General features: G+C 36.9%; 16 protein-coding genes. 15 read left to right on the forward strand and 1 reads right to left on the reverse strand.

What is annotated here, in order from left to right; genetic code table 11:
- Nucleotides 1-99: 99 nt before the first annotated feature.
- From lepB to AC6F34_RS00115, 3 genes are all read left to right on the forward strand, one after another.
- Nucleotides 100-639 carry a signal peptidase I gene (lepB, locus tag AC6F34_RS00105; protein ID WP_500767721.1) on the forward strand — a complete coding sequence of 180 codons (540 nt, stop codon included), beginning with the start codon at nucleotides 100-102 and terminating at the stop codon, nucleotides 637-639.
- Between the two features lie 122 nt (nucleotides 640-761).
- On the forward strand, nucleotides 762-1,097 hold the full coding sequence (locus AC6F34_RS00110) for a hypothetical protein (protein WP_500767723.1): 336 nt from the start codon (nucleotides 762-764) through the stop codon (nucleotides 1,095-1,097).
- A gap of 283 nt (nucleotides 1,098-1,380) precedes the next feature.
- Entirely contained in the window at nucleotides 1,381-2,280 is a 900-nt protein-coding gene (locus AC6F34_RS00115) for an NAD(P)/FAD-dependent oxidoreductase (protein WP_500767725.1), read from the forward strand.
- Between the two features lie 80 nt (nucleotides 2,281-2,360).
- On the opposite strand, the gene AC6F34_RS00120 is transcribed toward AC6F34_RS00115, so the two are convergent.
- Nucleotides 2,361-3,560, reverse strand: coding sequence for an ROK family protein (locus AC6F34_RS00120; protein WP_500767727.1), 1,200 nt, complete (start codon nucleotides 3,558-3,560; stop codon nucleotides 2,361-2,363).
- Nucleotides 3,561-3,752: 192 nt separating this feature from the next.
- Here AC6F34_RS00120 and AC6F34_RS00125 point away from each other — a divergent pair, with 192 nt between their 5' ends.
- The 12 genes from AC6F34_RS00125 to AC6F34_RS00180 all read left to right on the forward strand — a co-directional run bounded on the left by AC6F34_RS00125 (nucleotide 3,753) and on the right by AC6F34_RS00180 (nucleotide 14,795).
- A complete protein-coding gene (locus AC6F34_RS00125; RefSeq protein WP_500767729.1) occupies nucleotides 3,753-4,577 on the forward strand; it encodes a sugar phosphate isomerase/epimerase family protein in 825 nt (274 codons plus the stop codon).
- Complete coding sequence (locus AC6F34_RS00130; protein WP_500767731.1) at nucleotides 4,574-5,509, forward strand: sugar phosphate isomerase/epimerase family protein; 936 nt, start codon at nucleotides 4,574-4,576, stop codon at nucleotides 5,507-5,509. Before AC6F34_RS00125 ends, AC6F34_RS00130 begins: the two co-directional genes overlap by 4 nt.
- Nucleotides 5,509-6,144 carry a bifunctional 4-hydroxy-2-oxoglutarate aldolase/2-dehydro-3-deoxy-phosphogluconate aldolase gene (locus tag AC6F34_RS00135; RefSeq protein WP_500767733.1) on the forward strand — a complete coding sequence of 212 codons (636 nt, stop codon included), beginning with the start codon at nucleotides 5,509-5,511 and terminating at the stop codon, nucleotides 6,142-6,144. Before AC6F34_RS00130 ends, AC6F34_RS00135 begins: the two co-directional genes overlap by 1 nt.
- Nucleotides 6,145-6,169: 25 nt before the next feature.
- The gene (locus tag AC6F34_RS00140) at nucleotides 6,170-7,174 is read left to right on the forward strand and encodes a 2-dehydro-3-deoxygalactonokinase (protein WP_500767735.1); all 1,005 of its coding nucleotides are present in this window, start codon (nucleotides 6,170-6,172) and stop codon (nucleotides 7,172-7,174) included.
- Between the two features lie 59 nt (nucleotides 7,175-7,233).
- Nucleotides 7,234-8,217, forward strand: a complete 984-nt coding sequence (locus AC6F34_RS00145; RefSeq protein ID WP_500767737.1) for a tripartite tricarboxylate transporter substrate binding protein — start codon at nucleotides 7,234-7,236, stop codon at nucleotides 8,215-8,217.
- A gap of 107 nt (nucleotides 8,218-8,324) precedes the next feature.
- Nucleotides 8,325-8,777, forward strand: coding sequence for a tripartite tricarboxylate transporter TctB family protein (locus AC6F34_RS00150; RefSeq protein WP_500767739.1), 453 nt, complete (start codon nucleotides 8,325-8,327; stop codon nucleotides 8,775-8,777).
- A gap of 15 nt (nucleotides 8,778-8,792) precedes the next feature.
- The gene (locus AC6F34_RS00155) at nucleotides 8,793-10,274 is read left to right on the forward strand and encodes a tripartite tricarboxylate transporter permease (protein ID WP_500767741.1); all 1,482 of its coding nucleotides are present in this window, start codon (nucleotides 8,793-8,795) and stop codon (nucleotides 10,272-10,274) included.
- Between the two features lie 11 nt (nucleotides 10,275-10,285).
- The gene (dgoD, locus tag AC6F34_RS00160; protein ID WP_500767743.1) at nucleotides 10,286-11,434 is read left to right on the forward strand and encodes a galactonate dehydratase; all 1,149 of its coding nucleotides are present in this window, start codon (nucleotides 10,286-10,288) and stop codon (nucleotides 11,432-11,434) included.
- Between the two features lie 19 nt (nucleotides 11,435-11,453).
- Nucleotides 11,454-12,443 carry a 2-hydroxyacid dehydrogenase gene (locus AC6F34_RS00165; RefSeq protein WP_500767745.1) on the forward strand — a complete coding sequence of 330 codons (990 nt, stop codon included), beginning with the start codon at nucleotides 11,454-11,456 and terminating at the stop codon, nucleotides 12,441-12,443.
- 13 nt (nucleotides 12,444-12,456) lie between these two features.
- Complete coding sequence (locus tag AC6F34_RS00170; protein ID WP_500767747.1) at nucleotides 12,457-13,287, forward strand: aldo/keto reductase; 831 nt, start codon at nucleotides 12,457-12,459, stop codon at nucleotides 13,285-13,287.
- Between the two features lie 139 nt (nucleotides 13,288-13,426).
- Complete coding sequence (locus AC6F34_RS00175; RefSeq protein ID WP_500767749.1) at nucleotides 13,427-14,605, forward strand: YbfB/YjiJ family MFS transporter; 1,179 nt, start codon at nucleotides 13,427-13,429, stop codon at nucleotides 14,603-14,605.
- On the forward strand, nucleotides 14,592-14,795 hold the full coding sequence (locus AC6F34_RS00180; protein WP_500767751.1) for a tautomerase family protein: 204 nt from the start codon (nucleotides 14,592-14,594) through the stop codon (nucleotides 14,793-14,795). Before AC6F34_RS00175 ends, AC6F34_RS00180 begins: the two co-directional genes overlap by 14 nt.
- Nucleotides 14,796-15,126 lie beyond the last annotated feature (331 nt).

The raw sequence follows: 15,126 nt of genomic DNA on the forward strand, positions 1-15,126 counted from the left end.
AAATCCACCGATAAACACTCGTGCAATAATTGCACTTACTATAATGACAAACACTTTCTCGTCATGCTATGCTAAGTGAGTAGAAAGAGGGGATTACAGTTGAAAAAAGAAACTTTGAATGAAATCTTTTCCTGGGTAAGAGCCTTTGCATTAGCATTTATACTTGCTTTTATATGTCGTGAATTTATTTTTACACCAATGTCGGTTGATGGTGCTTCTATGTCACCTACATTTGAAGACGAGCAATTAATTCTCGTGAATAAACTGAGTGGAATTGAAAGATTTGATAATATTGTATTTGATGCCCCTGATACTGATGAATTTTATGTAAAAAGAGTGATTGGAATTCCTGGAGATGAGGTAATCATGAAGGACGATGTGTTATATGTGAATGGCATTTCCTTTGATGAAGAGTATGTAAATCGTGCCAACGATTTTTTATATCAGAATGTGACTGGAGATTTTACATTATCCGAATTAACAGGATTTAATATTGTTCCAGAAGGACATTACTTTGTTTTGGGTGATAACAGAAATAGAAGCCATGACAGTCGACACTTTGGGTTTATCAAACAGGAAACCATCGTTGGAGTGACGACAATGGTACTCTATCCATTTAAAGATTTAGCATTAAAATAAATTGTACTTCCTTAATTGGTGACGGCATTCAGCGTGGAGTTTTGAAATGATTTATTAGTATCGACAATGTGGTGTTTAATAAACATTCATAGTTGAAGTCAGTGTGATAAAGGAGAATGTGTATGAAGGTTATTACGCTATGCGGTTCAACAAAGTTTAAGGAACAGTTTGAATCGACTAATGCATTTTTGACATTGCATGGGAATATTGTTTTAAGTTTAGGCTTTTATGAACAAAGTCATGGTATTGTCTTGCCTTTTGATAAAATTGCACTATTTAAAAATCTTCACTTTAAGAAAATTGATATGTCTGATGAAATATTCGTTATAAATGTAAATGAATATATTGGAGAAAGTACAAGAGAAGAAATTGAGTATGCAACCTTAAAAGGTAAAAAAGTGAGATACTATGAGGATGAGAAAGAAGAAATAACTTCTACAATACTTAATCTAGGTTAGAAGTATCCATATTCTAAAAGACAAGTCGATTTTGACTTTGTCTTTTTTAAGTGGAGAGTATACTGAACTAAATTGATATTCATACATTTTTATGAATCAATTTCTACACATATATAACAGGTAAGTTAACTGAATGCAGGCAATTTTTATTGAGATGCATCTTAACTCTCTTTTATTAGTTGACATAATATTAATATCGTCAACTTTCGACAAAAATATTGTAGTCTAAAAATGGTTAGACAAACGATACACTATAGTAATGGCTTTTATAGGAGGATTCGTTATGGTTGCTGATTGTATCGTTGTCGGGGGAGGACCAGCTGGATTAAATGCATCTCTTGTACTAGGTCGGATGAATCGAACAGTGATTATTATTGATGGAAATCGACCTAGAAATGAAGTAACAAAGAAATCAAACGGATATTTAACAAGAGACGGAATCACACCACAATCGTTTAAATATATGGCATTAAGAGACATAAGAAAATACCCTTCTGTACAATACCTTAAAAAAGAGGCAGTTTTTATTAAGAAAGAAGGCGATCTATTTCTAATAATGACGATGGACCGATCCATCTATATGTCTCGCAAAATCTTGTTTTCAATTGGATATAAAGAAATTCTCCCTCCGATAAGCGGCATTTCTGATGTGTATGGTACCTCTGTTTTTAGCTGTCCTTATTGTGATGGTTGGGAGCTTAGAAACCGTAAAATTGTTGTATTTGGAGAAAGTGAACGCATTTTATCAATGATTAGAATTCTACTTCCATTAAGTAAAAACCTATTAATCTGTACTAATGGACAGAGATTTATCTCCAATGAGCTTTACAATCACTTGGAAAGAAAGGGAATTCGTATTATTTCTAATAAAATTGAGAGCATTCATCATTACAGAGGTCATATACAAGGTATCTTTTTTAAAGATGGTTTTTATGAGGATGTGGAAGCGGGATTCCTTTCTCCTAAATGGAGATTAGGAAGTTCGCTTCCGCTATCGATTGGGTGCGAAATGAATAACAAAGGTGGAATAGTCGCTGATCCATATGGTCGAACAACAACAGACGGAGTATTTGCTGCAGGAGATATCGTTACGGTATCACCAGCGCAGCTAGTTGTCGCAGCTGCGACAGGGATGAGGGCAGCAATGGGGATTCATGGTGACTTGAGTAGAGAGGAATTCTAATTCTTTGCTTAATGAAGGAATGTATCCCGAGACTGTTCATAAGCAATTACTTTCAAAACAGTCTGGGTTCTTCCATTGCTTTAATTTATAGTTACAACAGTTTTTTTGAATAATTGAGAAATCGCAATCGCTGAGGCACCAAGTATTGTGCAGTCATCACCTAATTTTGAACATTGAATGGTTAAGCCTTTTTCAAAATAAAGAGACGCGTTTTTTTGTACTTCACCGACAATTGCACTTAAGATCCACCTTTCAGCTAATGCCATCTTACCCCCAATGACAACGATTTCAGGATTGAGTGTACGAATCATATTGGCTAATCCAATTCCTATTGAAGATCCAATTGAATGGAATAGTTGTTGTATATCTTTATTACCGCTGTCTGCAAGGTAAATTAGAAACTCAATATCGATTGATTGCTTACCATGCTTCAGCAAGTAACCCTTCATTGTTTCAAGCTGGTTCGCTTGCTTGAGAATAGCAGTGACAGAGGCATAGGACTGCCAGCATCCGGTGTTGCCACACTCACATATATCTCCATTTATATCAAATGTATTATGACCAACTTCTCCAGCAAAACCTAGGTGACCTTTGTATAAATCCCGATTAATAATGATACCGCTACCAATTCCCCGATCAATACTAACATACAACATATTATTAACTTCTTTTGTAAGGCCATAAATTGTTTCACCCTGAGCTCCAAGTCTAGCTTCATTCATTACAACTACAGGGAAATTAAAGTCTTTTTCGAGCATTGATTGGAGAGGAACATCTTTCCACTGTAATGTAGGAGCAATTAAAACAGTACCTCGTTCGTCAATTGTTCCTGGAAAACCAACACTCATTCCAACGATACCATAAGGAGATTCGGGTACAACCTTGATAAGAGTTTGAATAGATGTAACTAATCTATCATAAATCGACTCGATATCCTTCGTATGTAAAAGCATATCAGTACGTTCAATTATATTTCCCTGCAAATCTGTTAAAATAGCTGTTATTTTATTTACTTTTAAATTGATTGCAATAGCATGACCTGCATTGTGATTAAACATAAGCATTACCGGCTTTCTGCCACCACTCGACGCGCCAGGACCTGTTTCATAAACGAAATGATCATCAATTAAATCATTTACAAGACTAGAAACAGTACCTTTATTAAGACCGCTGACTTTACAAACCTCAGCTCGAGAAATGGGAGAATGTTTTTTTATTGTATCTAGTACAACCGTTTTATTAATTTCTTTAACTAAATATTGATCTCCTGTTAGCTTCATTCAATCACCTCCCTATTTTATTTTACTATTAATAATAGTCTAATTATATATTGATTAAAAGATTTAGGCAAACTTTGTTCATCCTATGGACAAACTAACTTGATGTGTGTTAATATTCGAAAAAAGGTGACAATTTCTTCACCTTTCTATTAGTTTTCAAATGTAAGCGTTTTAAAAGGGGGAGTTTAAAGTATGATCAAATTCGGATGTCATGGATCCACTTGGGAATTAGATTATGACAAGGAAACGGATTATTTAGATCACATCACAGAGGTTGTATCTGAAAATGGGTTTAAAGGCATCGATGTACAAATATCTTTACTAGGACGATTTAAAGAAGATCCTAATGCTTTAAAAGTTGATTTACAATCTAAAGGGTTGGCTTTGGCAGCGTTAACCATTCCATTTACATGGCCAGATTTTGAAGAAACTGAAGAAGAAAAAGCGATTGCAGATTATTACATTGATTATGTTAAAAACTTTCCTGGAGCAATTCTAAATATTGCGCCTAGAGTCGGAAAAGATAGAAGCAATCTGCAAGAGAGACAAGCTCAAATCATTAATTGTGCCAATTCAATTGCTAGGAGAGCAGCATCACAAGGTGTAGGAGTTTCCTTTCATCCAAGTTCACCACCTACGTCATACTTTCGAACTGAGGCAGATTATGAGTCGCTTTTAGAGGGATTAGATACTAACTACATTGGATATACACCAGATGCTGGCCATATCGTTTTTGGAGATATGAATGCAACAACTATATTTAGAAAATATCTTCCGTTTATAAAGCATGTTCATTTTAAAGATGCCTCGATGCAGCAGCAGTGGAAAACGATGGGAACGGGTGATATTAACTTTTCTGAAATTGTCCAGATGCTCGTAGATAACGGATACAAGGGCTGGATAATGATAGAAGAAGAAACAGAAGAGTCGTCCTCTAACCCTGATTATGCAATTGGAAACATCGGAAAGTATGTAGAAAAATACTTGATGCCAATTGTAAGGGAGAAGAAGGAATGACACAGTCAATAGGAAGATTTGTCCCTTCCTTGCTTATTCCAGAAGTGTATCATCCGTATTGTACTGAGCCTGGGCGGACTGCAGAAATTATTGAATATGCTATTGAAAGTGGTTTTTATAAAGGGATAGAAATTGCAAGTGAATATGAGCGTAAAGAAAAAAACAGAGTGAGGCATTTGGCAGAAACTCATGGCTTAATCGTTACACAATGGCTTACATCGTTCATAATGAACCACCAGCTTGATCTATCATCTCCTGACAAATCATTACGTAGAAAATCTGCACTTGCATTAAAAGAAAAGGTGTACGAAGCAGCAGAAATAGGAGCAAGTCATGTAGCGTTCATTAGTGGTGCTGATCCTGGTGAGCATTTACGGAATGAAGCAACAAACAGTTTGTATGAAAGCTTGTGTGAGATTTGTGAGGAAGCAATGAAGGAAAGCATCACGGTGATTATGGAACCACTGGATCGATTCGCACATAAGAAACGATTCCTTGGACCAACAAAAGAAGCCGTTGCTATTTTTTCAAAAGTGAGAGAGAGTTATCCGAATATTGGAATTGGGTTTGATACGGCACATGCAGCATTAAATAGAGAAAACATACATGAAGAACTTAAGGCTGCAAAAGATCTTATCGAACAAATTCATTTTTCCAACGCTGTTCTGAGCGAAGATCATCCATTGTATGGAGACCACCATATGGAAATTGGAAGTCCAGGCTTTCTGGATGTTCAGCAAATTTCGGAAATTTTATTAACAGCTGATAGGTTGAATATAAAGAAAGACCAAGGTATCCGTATTTCTATTGAAGTTAAAGGAAATGAAACTCAGAGTTTGCATGAAAATGAGAAGCAAATAAGAACGATTTTACAAAAGTCTCTAAATTTATATTGGGAGACAAAGAAAGAACGTAAAGGTGGTGTGAGATAATGAGTGGACTTTTAGAGGAAATAAGGAAAGAGAAATTAGTAGCGATTGTCCGGGCATCTTCGGAGGAAGGTTTTTTACAAACTGTTGATAGCTTATACAAAGGCGGAATACGTTTTCTAGAGATTACATTAAATTCCCCCAGTGCTCTCAACCTAATTGAATCGGCGAAGGGTACGTACCCGGATATTAGGATCGGTGCGGGAACGGTTTTAGATAGTGAAAGTGCACGAGCTGCAATTCTAGCAGGAGCTGAGTTTTTGTTAACTCCAACTCTAAACAAAGAAACGATCGCAATGGCAAATCGATATGGTATTTCTGTCATACCGGGTGTAATGACTCCAACTGAAATACTTACTGCATATGAATATGGTGCAAAAATGGTGAAAATATTTCCTGCAAGAGCACTTGGAGCCAAATATTTTAGTGATATTAAAGCACCTTTATCACATGTACAAACAATGGCTGTAGGGGGAATTTCCTTAGACAACGCTGCAGAGTATTTAGCAAATGGCGCAGATTCCTTAGGGGTTGGAAATTCACTTGTCGACAATAAGCTCGTTTCAGAAGGGAATTTTATTGAGATTGAAAAAAGAGCAAAACAGTTTGTAGAAGTGGTTAGAACATTTAAACAGTAAACCATCAAAGAGATGCGGTGAAAAAATGAAAGCGTTATTTATTGATTCAGGAACAACAAACTCGCGAATTAGATTGATAGATACAATGAATTATAAAGTTGTTGACATTGAAAAAGTTCACGTAGGTGTAAGAAATACGGCAATTGATGGAAATAACTCTTTGTTAAGACAAAAGGTAAAAGAAGGGATAAGTGTACTGTTAGATCGTAACGAATTAGTACCTCATCAAATTGAATACATTGCAGCTTCAGGAATGATTACATCAAGTTTAGGAATCTATGAAGTGCCACATGTAGAAGGTCCAGCTAGCAAAGAGTTATTTGCTGAAAAGGCAATCGTGCTAAAAAGTGATGATTTCTTCAACATTCCAACAATCTTTATCCCAGGAATGAAGAATAAAGTAGATTCTTCTATTGATGAGTTGATTGATCATATTCATCAGTTTGATGTTATGAGAGGTGAGGAAGTAGAAGCGTTTGGACTACTTGCCCAGATGTCACCAAAAGGCAAAGGGGTCATGGTCTTACCTGGATCTCATACGAAATATGTAATGGTTGATGAACAGCAACAGCTAATGTCATGCTTGTCGACATTAGGAGGAGAGGTCCTTGCGGCCATCCAAAAGGAAACCATTCTTTCCAGCGCACTTGATGTTCGATTAATAGAGGAAATAGACGAAAAAATGCTGGAAAAAGGATTCCAATCTGCTGCAAGCTTTGGTTTAACTAGAAGCTTTTATCATGTTAGATTGTTAGAATTGTTTTCAAACCTTGATTCAAATGAACGAGCGAACTACTTTGCTGGGGCAGTAATCTATGAAGATATTAGGACATTAATTGTTTCTATACAAGATTTAAAGGATATTGAATGGGTTGTAGTTGGAGGATCTGAGCCACTAAGAAAAGTTTTCAAACATTTATTAACTTATGCTGATCTTGGTTGGAATATAATTGAGGCTAGTAATGAGCAAGTGGACTATTCACTTGTTCATGGTGCAAAGGAAATTATTAATCATTCACTGAAAGTTTAATTTTGATTACTTAAAGAGAAGTTTGTAAGCGTTAAAAAATTGAAATGGGGGCATTAATAATGAAAAAAAGAACAAAGTTATTTTCTGTATTATTTATTGTTTTCAGCCTATTACTCTTATCTGCATGTGGCAACAATGCGAGCGGAGGAGCTGATAATTATCCATCTAAATCAATTACGTTAATTGTTCCAGGTACTGTTGGTGGTGGAACAGATTCTACAGCTCGTGCACTAGTACCAGAAGTTGAAAAAATCCTAGGGCAATCTATTGGTGTTGTCAATAAAACAGGTGGAAGTGGTTCAATCGGAATGACTGAAGGAGCAAATGCAAAGCCTGATGGCTATACAGTGTCAATGGTATTTGTGGAACTAACAATGTTTGATCATCTTGGTATTTCACCTTTAAAGCATACTGAATTTAAACCAGTAGCATTAGTGAACTTGGACCCAGCAGCTTTAACGGTACCAATTAATGCACCTTATGATACATTAGAGGAATTTATTGAATATGCAAAAGCTAATCCTGGTACAGTAAAGGTTGGTAATTCTGGTACTGGATCAATCTGGCACTTGGCTGCAGAGAATTTAGGAGTAAATACAGGAATTGAACTTAATCATGTTCCGTTTGAAGGTGCTGTTCAAGCAGTAACAGGTCTAATTGGTGGACATGTTGACGCTGTTACGGTAAGTCCTGCAGAAGTTAAAGCACAAATCGATGCTGGAAACGTAAAAACGCTGGCTGTAATGAGTGAGAACAGATCAGATCTTCTTCCAGATGTTCCTACATTTGCTGAGGCTGGGGTAGATATCTCACCAATCGGAACTTGGAGAGGAATTACTGTACCAAAAGATACTCCAGATGAAGTAGTTGCAAAACTAGAAGAGGCATTTACAAAAGCAGCACAAGCAGAAGGGTTTATTAATTTTATGGAGAGCAGTGGATTAGGAATCGAAGTGAAGAGTGCTTCAGAATTCCAAACGTATATGGATGAAAACTATGAGTTTTTTGGTGAGATTATTAAGGAAGTTGGTTTAGGACAATAATTGATCAGTCAAATGCTAGGCTATTAATCTCTTATTAATAGCCTAGCTTCTAACCTGAATACTTGTCCTTTAAACTTTAATTTGCCTATATGAGTGAGGTGTAGTTGATGAAAGGCCCAAATATGATTGCAGGAACAATCATTGTTTTAATTTCAGGATTCTTTTTTGCAAAGACTTTTCAATTTCCTGAGATGCAACTTCAAGAGGTAGGACCAGCATTTGTTCCACGAGTATATACGGTTTTATTGATGTTCTTAGGTGCGATACTTATCATACAAAGCTTCATCAAGAAGGACAAAGAAGAAGAGGAGCAGAGCACTGAAAATACAATGGGGTATGCACTGAGTGTCATGGGCATTATGTTTTTATATGTCCTTGCGATTCCATTCATCGGTTTCTATCTTTCTACCTCACTACTAATCTTTGCCTTATTGCTATTCTCTAAAGTGAAAAATAAATTAGTATTAATTTTGACACCTATTGGTATGTCAGTATTCGTATATCTTTGTTTTGAAAAATTATTAAATGTATCTATCCCAATAGGATCCTTCTTTTCGTAGGCGGAGGTGAGCACAATGGAATTATTAATGGAAGGGTTAGTGAACGCACTTCATTGGCAAGTACTATTGATTTTAGTTATAGGGACCGTATTAGGAATTGCAGTCGGAGCCTTACCAGGACTAACATCGACGATGGCTGTTGCTCTCGTATTGCCAATCACATTTGGCATGGAGCCTGTGACAGGAATATTATTGCTAATTGGAGTCTATTTTGGTTCTATATATGGTGGATCTCTTACAGCAATTCTGATCAATACACCAGGTACACCAGCATCTGCAGCTACTGCTATGGATGGGTATGCAATGGCAAAAAAAGGGCTTGCACATAAGGCTCTAACTGTTTCAACATTATCATCAACTATTGGGGGGATAATAAGTGTCATCGTCCTTATATTAGTTGCTCCACAATTAGCTGGGTTTGCGTTGAAATTTAGTGCGCCTGAATCTTTTGCACTTGCATTATTTGGTTTATCCATTATTTCAAGTCTTGCCGGTAAATCAATGGTAAAAGGCTTGATTGCAGGATTAATAGGGTTACTTATTGCAACAATTGGTCTTGATCCAATGGGGGGATTCCCTCGATTTACATTTGATCAGATGGCTCTAACAAGTGGGATAAGCTTTATTCCAATCATGATCGGTTTGTTTGCAGCATCTGAGGCATTCAGCACGATGGAAAACCTCTTTTCTAAAAATAAAATTCAAATTACAGTTGATAAAGTTAGATTGAAGTGGATCGAATTCAAAGTTTTGATTGGGACAATTTTACGATCCTCAGGAATTGGAACATTTATAGGAATGATACCTGGAGTTGGAGCCGATGTAGCAGCTTTTGTTTCTTATAATGAAGCAAAAAGGTTTGCGAAAGATAAGGAAAACTTCGGTAAAGGAGAAATGCGGGGAGTTGCTGCTCCTGAATCTGCTAATAGCAGTTTAACTGGTGGAGCAATGATTCCATTACTCACTCTTGGAATACCAGGAGATGCTGTAACTGCTGTATTACTTGGTGCATTTATGGTACAAGGTATTCAGCCTGGCCCAATGCTTTTTGAAGCAAATGGTCCAATTGTTTATACCTTGTTTGTTGGGATGCTAATTGCCAACTTCCTTATTCTAATTTTTGGACTTTCTGCTCTTCGAATTTTTACCAAGGTGTTATACATTCCGAAAGAAATACTAACACCAATCATCTTAGTTCTTTGTGTAGTTGGTGCATACTCGCTAGGCAATAACTATGTAGATGTAATTGTAATGTTTGTAGCAGGTATCATCGGATACTTTATGAAACGTTATGATTTTCCTGCTTCACCATTAATTCTTGGTTTAATTTTAGGGCCAATGCTTGAGAGTAACTTACGACGTGCGCTTGTTATGTCTCAGGGAGACATTAGTATTTTCTTTACACGCCCTATAACGGTCGTACTATTATGTTTAGCTCTTATCACTTTAATGTCACCGCTACTAACAAATAGACTATTTAAATTCAAAAAGTCTTAAAGGAGTAAAATATGAAAATAAAATCTTTTGAACTTTTTCAAGTTCCTCCCCGATGGCTTTTCTTAAAAATCGTAACAGACGAAGGAATTGTAGGATGGGGTGAGCCGGTTATTGAAGGCCGCGCTCACTCTGTGAAAGCTTGTGTAGAAGAATTAATGGAATATTTGATTGGGAAGGACCCATTGCGTATAGAGGATCATTGGAACACAATGTATCGATCAGGCTTTTATCGTGGTGGTCCAATTATAATGAGTGCCATTGCGGGTATTGATCAAGCACTTTGGGATATTAAAGGAAAATATCATAATGCACCAGTGTATGAACTGCTTGGTGGTGCATGCCGCGATTCGATGAAAGTATATTCGTGGATCGGAGGGGACCGACCAGCAGATGTTGGAAATGCTGCGAAAGATGTCGTTGCTGCTGGATTCACAGCCGTAAAGATGAATGCAACTGAAGAGTTACAATATATTGATACGCATGAAAAAATTGAGCAAGCTGTTGAAAGAATTGCAACAGTCAGAAGTGCAGTCGGAAACAATATCGGCATTGGCATTGATTTTCATGGCAGAGTTCATAAGCCTATGGCAAAAATTTTGGCAAAAGAGTTAGAACCATATAAGCCAATGTTTATCGAAGAGCCTGTCCTCGCTGAAAATAATGAAGCATTAAGAGAAATTGCTAACCATACGGTCATACCAATTGCTACTGGTGAGCGAATGTTTTCTCGTTGGGATTTTAAAACGACATTATCAGATGGCTATGTTGATATCATACAACCTGATCTTTCCCATGCAGGAGGGATTACGGAGTGTAAAAAAATTGCATCAATGGCTGAAGCCTATGACGTAGCGCTTGCACCACATTGTCCACTTGGTCCTATTGCGCTTGCTGCTTGTTTACAAGTTGATGCAACCGCGCATAATGCGTTTATTCAAGAGCAGAGCCTTGGTATTCATTATAACAAGGGCAGTGATTTACTGGATTATGTTAAGGATAAATCTGTATTTCAGTACGATGATGGCTATGTGAAGATCCCACAAGCACCTGGTTTAGGGATTGAAATTAATGAAGAGCATGTTAGAAAACAAGCAGAAATGTCCCATAACTGGAAGAATCCAGTTTGGAGACATAAAGATGGAAGTATTGCAGAATGGTAAGAGATTGGGGTGAAAGATATTGAAGCCTAAGGTGTTTATTGCAAAACAAATTCCTCAAAATGTTGAAGATTTTATTTCTAAATATTGTGAGTATACAATTTGGGAAGGTGATGCTCCTATTCCTTCTGATCTTTTATTAAATGAAGTAAGCGACATTGAAGGATTGATGACACCAAAAGGGGTAATTACTGAACAATTTTTGGAACAAGCTCCGCACTTGAAGATTGTAAGCAATATTGCTGCTGGATACGATGCTTTTGATTTAGAGGCAATGAGAAAGAGACAAGTCATTGGGACTCATACGCCTTTTGTTCTCGATGAAACAGTCGCGGATTTAGCATTTGGACTTATCCTTTCTGTTTCAAGGAGAATTCCTGAGCTGAACAACTATGTAAAGAATCATCAATGGGATCAACTAGATAACGAGAGCTTTTTCGGAAAAGATGTTCATAACGCGACATTAGGTATTGTTGGGCTTGGGAGAATTGGTAAAAAAATTGCTCGCAGAGCGATATGTGGTTTTGAAATGAATGTTCTATATCATAATTCAAAGAGGAATATTCAGTTAGAAGAAGAATATGGTGTGAAATATCGTTCATTTCAAGACTTATTGCAACAGTCGGACATTGTACTATTAATGCTTCCTCTCACTGATTCTACTTTCCATATAATGGGAGAAAAAGAGTTCGAATTAATGAAAGATGATGCGTTCTTCATTAATTGTTCGAGAGGAAAAACCGTTGATGAGCATGCGTTAATTAAAGCATTACAAATGAACAAAATCCGTGGTGCCGGCCTTGATGTATATGAAGCTGAACCAATTGATCACAATAATCCTCTATTGAAGATGGATCAAGTTGTAACATTGCCTCATATCGGCTCGGCAACGCAAAAAGCTAGGGACGCTATGGCGATGCAGGCTGCAATCAACTTAGTTGCAGGTGTTACTGGTGAGATTCCACCTAACATTGTACCAGAACTTAAAAGCATTTATGATAATCAACTTTAAGGAGGTTTTATTGATGGCAACTCATTTACAAGACACAGTAAAATTGAATAACGGTGTGGAAATGCCTTGGCTCGGACTTGGTGTATTTAAGGTAGAGGATGGGGCAGTGGTTGTGAATGCTGTTAAATCAGCTATTCAAAATGGCTATAGAAGCATAGATACTGCATCATTTTATCACAATGAAATAGGTGTTGGGCAAGGGATTAAGGACTCTGGTGTTCCACGCGAAGAGCTTTTTATTACGACAAAAGTTTGGAACTCTGATCAAGGCTATGAGTCTACGATTAAATCTTTTGAGGAAAGCTTAGAAAAGCTACAGTTAGATTATTTAGATTTATTTTTAATCCACTGGCCAGTAAAGGGTAAATATCTAGATACTTGGAGAGCTCTTGAAACGCTTTATAAGCAAAAGAAGGTTCGAGCAATTGGGGTAAGCAATTTCCAAATTCATCATTTAAAAGATATTTTAGAAGTTTGTGAAATAAAGCCCATGGTGAACCAAGTGGAATATCATCCGCATTTAACTCAAGTTGAATTACGCGAATTTTGCGAAGAGCAGGGTATTCAATTAGAGGCATGGTCACCTTTGAAAAAAGGGGTATTACTAAAAGACCCTACAATCATTGCTCTGGCAGAAAAATACAACAAGCTTCCATCACAAATTATTTTAAGATGGGATTTACAAAATAAAGTCATAACAATTCCAAAATCAATTAATGAAGAAAGAATTGTTCAAAATACACAAATCTTTGATTTTACTCTAAGTCCTGAAGATATGGAGAAAATCAATGCATTAAATATTAACGACCGAAGTGGTGCAGATCCGGATAATTTTGATTTTTAATTCTCTCCAAAATAGCAATCTATCAATAAAAAACGACGCTTCCCTTTAAGGGATGGGTCGTTTTTCTTAATTATTTTGAATCTATACTATTACTTACATATCAAATAAAAGGTAAAATAATAAAGTAGGAGGTGGGTGGTTGAATAAACAAACTTTCTTAGTTTTATCAAGCGGAATGTTAGCGTTAGTTGTGGCGATGGGAATTGGAAGGTTTTCATTTACACCGATGCTTCCATTCATGCAAGAGGGACTAAGCTATAATGACGCAAGAATGGGCTGGCTAGCGACAAGTAATTATGCGGGATATTTGCTTGGTGCAATCTTATTAAGCGTTCTTTCTTTGAAGGAAGAGAGAAGAATGATAATACTAGGAGTCAGCCTCCTTATATCAATTGTAACCACTCTTTCATTAGGGTTTTTAACAGAATTCCTAAGCTTGAATGTAACTAGACTGCTGTCTGGTTTAGGAAGCGCGTTTGTCTTTATTATCGCTTCGAGCATCGTATTGGACGAACTGAATCGAAGTAACCGAGCTCATTTATCTGGCATTCATTATGCAGGTGTTGGTGTAGGTATCTTTTTAACAGGTGCAATGATTCCATTATTTCTACAACTTGTGGAATGGCAATCGGCATGGTTGATATTAGGAACAATGAGCTTAGTTTTATCCACCTATATTATCCTCTTTATGAGAAAGACGAGTAATAGGACAATTGCAAATACGTCCAAAAAAATAAGGGCATTACCACCACCTAAATGGCTAATTGTATTATGTATCGTATATGGACTAGAGGGAATTGGATACATCATAACTGGGACTTTTTTGATAAGTCATGTTGAGAATAATATGATCTTGCCTTTTCATTCTAGCTTTATATGGATGATTGTTGGAGTGGCGTTGATCCCTTCTTGTTTATTATGGGGCTGGATAGCTGATCGAAATGGATACACAGGAACACTATTTCTTGCCATGCTGATACAAGCAATCGGGATACTCTTACCTGTTTTATCTAATCACTATATTTTTGCAGTCATTAGCGCTATTCTATTCGGCTTTACTTTCATGGGTATTACGACTGTTGCATTAGCTCTTGCTCGTAATATGAAACCAGCTGAAAGTCAAAAAGTAATCGGAGTATTAACGGCTATTTATGCTTTTGGTCAAATGATAGGACCAGTTTTAGCAGGTTATGTTGCAACTTTTACCGGGAGCTTCCAACTTGCATTTATTGGTGCATCTATCTTGGTTTTACTAGGTTCATTTTTATGTTTAACAGGATTAAAATATGAAAGGAAGAGTGTACATGCCATACGTTAATTTTAAAGTTACAAAGGAAAATTTAACCGCTGAGAAAAAAGCAGAGTTAATTAAGGGAGCGACACAGTTATTAGTTGATGTCTTAGGGAAAAATCCCGAAACAACGGTTGTTGTTATTGACGAAGTGGAAACAGATAACTGGGGTATTGGCGGAGAAACGGTGACTGTGAGAAGAAAACAGGGAAAATAATATGAATCGTGTCTACATGTTTTTTAAAAGGACTTTCTAGAAATCTGATTAACCCTCAGGCTATATTGAAAGACCAGTATAGAACACACGGTTGATCAGGAGACTTTGATGCCAGCCAACGACGTATTCATGCGTTTGTCAACAGTCTGAAGTGAGTGAACGATTTATCGTTCACTCACTAGCTTTTTTGATGAGCCAGTTGATTTTCGTTCCAGTCGGTGCTTTCCGCGGGCTTGGCTTCAGCCTCCTCGTTGTGGGTTCTTCCGCTCATGCTATTCCCGCAGGAGTCACCACCTTCCACTCCAATCCGCTAAGCAAAAAGAATAAAACT

Source organism: Niallia sp. CD-39 (assembly GCF_059874745.1).

Coding starts and splice junctions, on each gene's coding strand:
- AC6F34_RS00110 (WP_500767723.1), top strand. CDS start 762: ATGAAGGTTATTACGCTATGCGGTTCAACAAAGTTTAAGGAACAGTTT.
- AC6F34_RS00115 (WP_500767725.1), top strand. CDS start 1,381: ATGGTTGCTGATTGTATCGTTGTCGGGGGAGGACCAGCTGGATTAAAT.
- AC6F34_RS00120 (WP_500767727.1), bottom strand. CDS start 3,560: ATGAAGCTAACAGGAGATCAATATTTAGTTAAAGAAATTAATAAAACG.
- AC6F34_RS00125 (WP_500767729.1), top strand. CDS start 3,753: ATGATCAAATTCGGATGTCATGGATCCACTTGGGAATTAGATTATGAC.
- AC6F34_RS00130 (WP_500767731.1), top strand. CDS start 4,574: ATGACACAGTCAATAGGAAGATTTGTCCCTTCCTTGCTTATTCCAGAA.
- AC6F34_RS00135 (WP_500767733.1), top strand. CDS start 5,509: ATGAGTGGACTTTTAGAGGAAATAAGGAAAGAGAAATTAGTAGCGATT.
- AC6F34_RS00140 (WP_500767735.1), top strand. CDS start 6,170: ATGAAAGCGTTATTTATTGATTCAGGAACAACAAACTCGCGAATTAGA.
- AC6F34_RS00145 (WP_500767737.1), top strand. CDS start 7,234: ATGAAAAAAAGAACAAAGTTATTTTCTGTATTATTTATTGTTTTCAGC.
- AC6F34_RS00150 (WP_500767739.1), top strand. CDS start 8,325: ATGAAAGGCCCAAATATGATTGCAGGAACAATCATTGTTTTAATTTCA.
- AC6F34_RS00155 (WP_500767741.1), top strand. CDS start 8,793: ATGGAATTATTAATGGAAGGGTTAGTGAACGCACTTCATTGGCAAGTA.
- dgoD (WP_500767743.1), top strand. CDS start 10,286: ATGAAAATAAAATCTTTTGAACTTTTTCAAGTTCCTCCCCGATGGCTT.
- AC6F34_RS00170 (WP_500767747.1), top strand. CDS start 12,457: ATGGCAACTCATTTACAAGACACAGTAAAATTGAATAACGGTGTGGAA.
- AC6F34_RS00180 (WP_500767751.1), top strand. CDS start 14,592: ATGCCATACGTTAATTTTAAAGTTACAAAGGAAAATTTAACCGCTGAG.